4 protein-coding genes are annotated in these 6,257 nt (G+C 44.4%); 3 read left to right on the top strand and 1 reads right to left on the bottom strand.

Annotated elements, in window-relative coordinates; translation table 11 throughout:
• Positions 1-422: 422 nt before the first annotated feature.
• On the bottom strand, positions 423-1,586 hold the full coding sequence (locus tag B5D29_RS05895) for a PAS domain-containing protein (protein ID WP_159443413.1): 1,164 nt from the start codon (positions 1,584-1,586) through the stop codon (positions 423-425).
• Positions 1,587-1,802: 216 nt separating this feature from the next.
• Here B5D29_RS05895 and B5D29_RS05890 point away from each other — a divergent pair, with 216 nt between their 5' ends.
• From B5D29_RS05890 to B5D29_RS05880, 3 genes are read left to right on the top strand one after another with little or no spacing between them, the layout of a single operon-like run.
• The gene (locus B5D29_RS05890) at positions 1,803-5,558 is read left to right on the top strand and encodes a phosphoribosylformylglycinamidine synthase (RefSeq protein WP_078768659.1); all 3,756 of its coding nucleotides are present in this window, start codon (positions 1,803-1,805) and stop codon (positions 5,556-5,558) included.
• A 14-nt stretch (positions 5,559-5,572) separates the two neighbouring features.
• On the top strand, positions 5,573-5,869 hold the full coding sequence (locus B5D29_RS05885; RefSeq protein ID WP_078768658.1) for a metal-sensing transcriptional repressor: 297 nt from the start codon (positions 5,573-5,575) through the stop codon (positions 5,867-5,869).
• 10 nt (positions 5,870-5,879) lie between these two features.
• Positions 5,880-6,221, top strand: a complete 342-nt coding sequence (locus tag B5D29_RS05880) for a hypothetical protein (RefSeq protein WP_078768657.1) — start codon at positions 5,880-5,882, stop codon at positions 6,219-6,221.
• Positions 6,222-6,257 lie beyond the last annotated feature (36 nt).

Below are 6,257 nucleotides of genomic sequence, written 5' to 3'. Positions count from 1 at the left end.
TTGTATAAATTTTAAAAGAATATCAACACAGTTCAGGCTGTTGAGAAAGGTTCTGAATTCCGTTTTTTGCGAACTTAGCTGTACCTCGTCAAAACATATTCCGTATAGAACAAAACAAAGTTTTGTAAATATACTACATATGTTTTTCCTCTTTCCAAAAAATCTACAGATTTTTTGGAAGCCTTATATTTGCTTGTTTGCAAAAAACGGAAAACGCCAAAAATGCTGTAAGTTCGATACTTACAGCATTTTTAAAACCCCACCGTCAACACTTCGTGTTGCCACCGTCTCACCTACCGGTTCGGTCGGTGCTTCTGCATTAAAATGCAGAGGTCTCCACAGGAGACCCGCACCCTTTACACAAGGGAGGCATTAAGCGGTTAATTTATTGGCGTGGTTCAGGAGTTTTATCGACAGTCTGATTATGACTCAAAATACATATCCAAATTTTTGGATGTTATGTCGCTGATCATACCGATAAGCGACTTTTTGCCCGAATCAAGTTCAACGACTTTTCGCCTGTCGAGAACAATCAACTGCTTGCCGCCTTTGGTGCGAAGCGAGTAGGTTGCACGCAAAACTTTTTTGTCATTTTCCATATCGGATTCGATTGCGTGACGGGCAACTTCCACCTCACGGGGAACAATCAATTTTGTCAAATCACCGTCATATTCCTCGAACAATTCCGTCCTTGAATAGCCAATCAATTTTAGGAAATCACTGCTTGCAACAGTGAGCCTGAACGGATCGTCAAACGGTGTTGAAAACATAGGTCCCGGCACATTTTTAAGCACTTTGAGCAGCATTTCTTTTTGCTCCTCAGCCTCTTTTTCTGCGGCTTTAAGTTCGGTTATATCCGTAAGCATAGCGTGAAAAATCGGGCAGTTGTCCTTTTTGTCATAGCGTTGAATATCCGAATTTAACTTGACCCACTTATATTCATCTTTGTGAGTGGTTATGCGAAGCTCCATATCAATCGGTTTCTTTGTTGCCATTGCTCCGCCGATTGCGGTGAGGGCACGGCTCTTGTCATCGGGGTGAACAAGGTCGCTGATTCGGTAACTGTCCCTCGAAACAGTCTGCTTGGTTGTGCCGAAAAATTTGCAACACGCCTCGTTGGCATAAAGCACTTCAAAGTGCATATCGGAATTGACCTTGAACAAGCAAACACCACCCGTAACAAAATCAATGAGATGGTTCATTGTTTTTGCTTTTTCACGAAGTTGCTTGCTCTTTTTTTCAGACTTGCCAACATCGGCAAAGGTGATTTGACACAGCGAACTATCCTCGTTATTCTTGGCAGTTGCGTGAACAAAATTATACTTAGAGGAATTATCCTTGAGGTACAAGTCAAAATACACATAAGGCGAATCCTTCTTGCAAATCTTGGTCATCACATCTTCTCTGTCCTGCGGAACAAGAATATCGAGTAACGACAACTTGCCCTGCTTAATCTTAGAATAGTGAATGCCGACAAATTCGCAAAAATGACTGTCTGCATCAACAACCTCAAAGTCCTTCTTTTTATCAACAACGCAAGAGAGAAATTCAACCTCAAATGCGAGTTCATCAGTATTGTCTAACATTATAAATGGATACACTCCGTTGTAAATAATCATAGTACTTAAACTATATTTTGATTATACCACACCTATGACAAAAAAGAAACAATGTTCACAATTTTTTAATTATAAATTATAAATTTGATATTAATTAGGACTATTTGCAAAAAACCGTTGTAATGAGGGATATTATATGTTAAAATATTTAATCATAAAAATTATAATTATAGGAGCAAGTTTATGAGTAAAGTTTATCGAGTATTCGCAGAGAAGAAAAAAGGTAACGACATCGAGGCTGTTCATATGTTGAACGACCTCAAAAACAATGTTGGCATAACCGGACTTGAAGAGGTGCGCATCATCAACAGATACGATGCAGAGGGTTTGTCGGAGGAGAGCTTCAAAGCAGCCGTTAAGGGCGTTTTCAGCGAAGCTAACCTTGATGATGTTTATTATGAGGAAATGACATTTTCACCTGAATGGAGAGTGTTTGCAACCGAATATCTCCCGGGTCAATACGACCAAAGAGCCGACAGTGCGGCACAGTGCATTCAGCTCCTCACAGTAGGTGAGCGTCCAACCGTTACTTCAGCAAAGGTTATCGCAGTTAAGGGCGACATCACAGACGCTGAATTCGACAAAATCAAGGCATATGTAATCAACCCTGTTGAATCAAGACTTGCATCTATGGACAAGCCTGAAACACTCGACATCAAGAGTGATGTTCCGGCTGATATTGTTCGAATCAACGGTTTCATCAATATGACCGATGAAGAAATTGCAAAATACCACGCATCAATGGGCTTTGCAATGAGCATTGCGGATTTGTGCTGGGTTCGTGATTACTTCAAGAATGACGAAAACCGTGACCCGTCACTCACTGAACTTAAGGTTATTGATACATACTGGTCCGACCACTGCCGTCACACAACATTTGCCACCCAGCTTGACGAAATCAAGATTGACGAGGGCAAATATTCAAAGGCTATCGAAGAAGCTCTTGAGCAATATTTTGAGCTTCGCAAAGAAGTTTACGGCGACAGAAAAGACAAGATTGTTTGCCTTATGGATATGGCTTGCCTCGGCACAAAGGTGCTCAAAAAGAGAGGCATTGTCACCAACCTTGACGAAAGCGAGGAAATCAACGCTTGCTCCATTAATGTTGATGTTGAAATTGACGGCAAAAAAGAGCCGTGGCTTGTTCAGTTCAAAAACGAAACACACAACCACCCGACAGAAATTGAACCGTTCGGTGGTGCGGCAACCTGCCTCGGCGGTGCAATCCGTGACCCGCTTTCAGGCAGAGCATATGTTTATCAGGCAATGAGAGTTACAGGTGCGGGCGACCCGACCACACCGTTTGAAAAAACTCTTGATGCAAAACTTCCACAGGCAAAAATCACCACAGGTGCGGCACAGGGTTATTCATCATACGGCAACCAAATCGGTCTTGCAACAGGTCAGGTAACAGAACTTTATGACGAGGGCTATGTTGCAAAGCGTATGGAAATCGGTGCGGTTATCGGCGCATCACCAAAAGAAAATGTTATCCGTGAAGTTCCGCAAAACGAGGATGTAATCATTCTTCTCGGCGGTCGCACAGGTCGTGACGGCTGCGGCGGTGCAACAGGTTCATCAAAGGCACACGACAGCTCATCAATCGAAACCTGCGGTGCGGAAGTTCAAAAGGGTAATCCGCCTACGGAAAGAAAAATTCAGCGTTTGTTCCGCAACAGCGAAGTATCAAAGATGATTAAGCGTTGCAACGACTTCGGTGCAGGCGGTGTTTGCGTTGCTATCGGCGAACTTGCAGACGGCTTGCAAATTGACCTTGACGCTGTTCCAAAGAAATATGAGGGTCTTGACGGCACAGAACTTGCCATCTCCGAATCACAGGAAAGAATGGCGGTTGTTGTTGACAAGGCAGACGCAGAAAAGTTCATTGCACTTTCTAACGAAGAAAACCTTGAAGCAACAATCGTTGCAAAGGTTACAGACAACAACAGACTTGAGATGACTTGGAGAGGCGACAAGATTGTTGACCTCAGCCGTGACTTCCTCAACACAAACGGTGTTGTTCAGCACGCAAATGTCGAAATCACAGGCATTGACAATGTTTCATACCGTGACGAAGTTCCGTCAGAACTTCAAAATATGAGCAACGCAGAGGCACTCAAAGCTAACCTTTCAAGACTTGAAGTTGCAAGCCAAAAGGGACTTGTTGAGAGATTTGACGCATCAATCGGTGCAAGCACCGTTCTTATGCCGTATGCAGGCAAATATCAGCTCACACCCGAAGAAGCAATGGTTGCAAAAATTCCGCTTCTCAAGGGCGAAACAGACACGGCAACAGTTATGTCTTACGGCTTTGTGCCAAAGATTTCACGCTGGTCACCGTTCCATTCGGCAGCTTTTGCCGTTACGGAATCACTTGCAAAACTTGCGGCAGTAGGTTGCAATCCAAAAGACGCAAGACTTACATTCCAGGAATATTTTGAAAAACTCGGCAACGAGCCAAAGCGTTGGGGCAAGCCGACAGCGGCACTTTTGGGTGCACTTTCTGCTCAAATCGGCTACAACACCCCGTCAATCGGCGGTAAGGACTCAATGAGCGGTAGCTTCAACGACCTTGATGTTCCTCCGACCCTTGTTTCATTTGCAGTAGGTATTTCAAAAGCAAGCGAAACCGCATCTGCACAGTTCAAGCAGAACGGCTCAACAGTTAAACTCGTTAAACTTCCTGTTGACGAAACAACAGGACTTCCAAAATACAAAGAAGCTCTCGACCTTATGATTGCCGTTGCCGAAGGCATCAAGAACGGCACAGTTCTTTCGGCAAGCGTTGTCAGAGAGGGTGGCTCGGCAAGTGCTGTTTGCAGAAAGGCATTCGGCAACAAGACCGGCTTCACCTTTGCTCAAAACCTCGACAGCAAGGATTTGTTTGCACCGCTTCAGGGTAGCTTTGTTCTTGAACTTGCAGACGAAAACGCATTTGACGGCGTTGTTTTGGGTACTACAAACGACAACAGCGTGTTCATCATTGATGGCACTGTTTACACCTGTGACGACCTCATCGAAGCGTGGGCAGGCAAACTTGAAAAAGTATTCCCAACCGATTCGGGCAAGCAGGCAAAAATGTACGAAGATGTGCCGCTTTACAAGGAGCGTTCTATCTTTGTTGCAAAGAACAAGGTTGCAAAGCCGAGAGTATTCATCCCTGCGTTCCCGGGCACAAACTGCGAGGTTGACTCTGCCCGTGCATTCGAAAAAGCAGGTGCAGATGTTTCCGTTCTTGTTGTAAACAACCTTTCATCATCAGCCATCAACGAAACAATCGACAAAATGGCTGAAGAAATCGAAAAAAGCCAAATCATTATGCTTCCGGGCGGTTTCTCGGGCGGTGACGAGCCTGAAGGTTCGGGCAAATTTATTGCAACAACATTCCGCAATCCAAAAATCAGCGAGGCTGTTCAAAGACTTCTCAACTGTCGTGACGGTTTGATGCTCGGTATCTGCAACGGCTTCCAGGCACTCATCAAGCTCGGTCTTGTTCCGTACGGCGAAATCAAGACAATCAACGAGGACGACCCGACTCTTACATTCAACACAATCGGCAGACACATTTCTTCTATGGCATACACAAGAGTTACAAGCGTTAAGTCACCTTGGCTCTCAAGCGTAAACGCAGGCGATATGTTTGCAGTGCCTATCAGCCACGGCGAAGGCAGATTTGTTGCAAACGAAGATGTAATGAAGAAGCTCATTGAAAACGGTCAGGTTGCAACCCAATATGTCAACCTTGACGGCGAAGTTGTTGCCGATATGCCGTTTAACCCTAACGGCTCTGTTTGTGCGGTTGAGGGCATCACATCACCTGACGGTCGTGTACTCGGCAAGATGGGTCACTGTGAGCGTAAGGGCGACAATCTCTACAAAAATGTTCCGTTTGAAAAGGATATGCTTCTCTTTGAAAGCGGTGTAAAATACTTTAAGTAATCGGTAGGTACAATATGAGTGATTCAAAGCACAGACATCACCATCATCATTCCGAGGAGCACAGGCGTGAGGTTTCTAACCGTCTTGCCCGTGCAATCGGACACCTGCAAAAGGTCAAACAAATGGTTGACGATGACGAGGATTGCAGTGATGTGCTGATTCAGTTAGCGGCGGTCAAATCCGCAATCAACAACACCGGCAAGGTGATACTGAAAGACCATATGGAGCACTGCATTGTTCACGCTGTTGAGGACGGCGACACCGAAATGATTGACGAGCTCAATGCTGCGATTGACAAATTTATGAAATAAAGGAGAAGCTATGCCTACTTTAGCACTCAGCCCAATGCTTATATTGGAGATTACAATCGTCTTTTCGTTTGTAATCACATCAATATTTATGTTCAAACCAAAGGGCAACGAAACCGTACACATAATATTCTTTTGGCTTGCAGTTGCACTCAATGTGCTTGTGACCTTTATCAACGCCACCTCACTGCCTGAAAACTATATGCGTGAGGTCATCATTGCTTGGTGCGGACTGATAATTTCCGCTGTCGGCATAGTCTTTCGCATTGCCAAGGGCAAAACAAGTGTCGTTGCAAACATCCTTGTTATGCTCTCCACAGTTTATGGCGTGCTGGGATATTTTTTGTTAGCATAAAATTTTGATATAACACAAATAAGGCTCCCCTAACCA

It is taken from the genome of Eubacterium coprostanoligenes, assembly GCF_900167205.1.
Lineage (GTDB): Bacteria > Bacillota > Clostridia > Oscillospirales > Acutalibacteraceae > Eubacterium_R > Eubacterium_R coprostanoligenes.
This window is presented reverse-complemented; position numbering and strand designations above follow the sequence as displayed.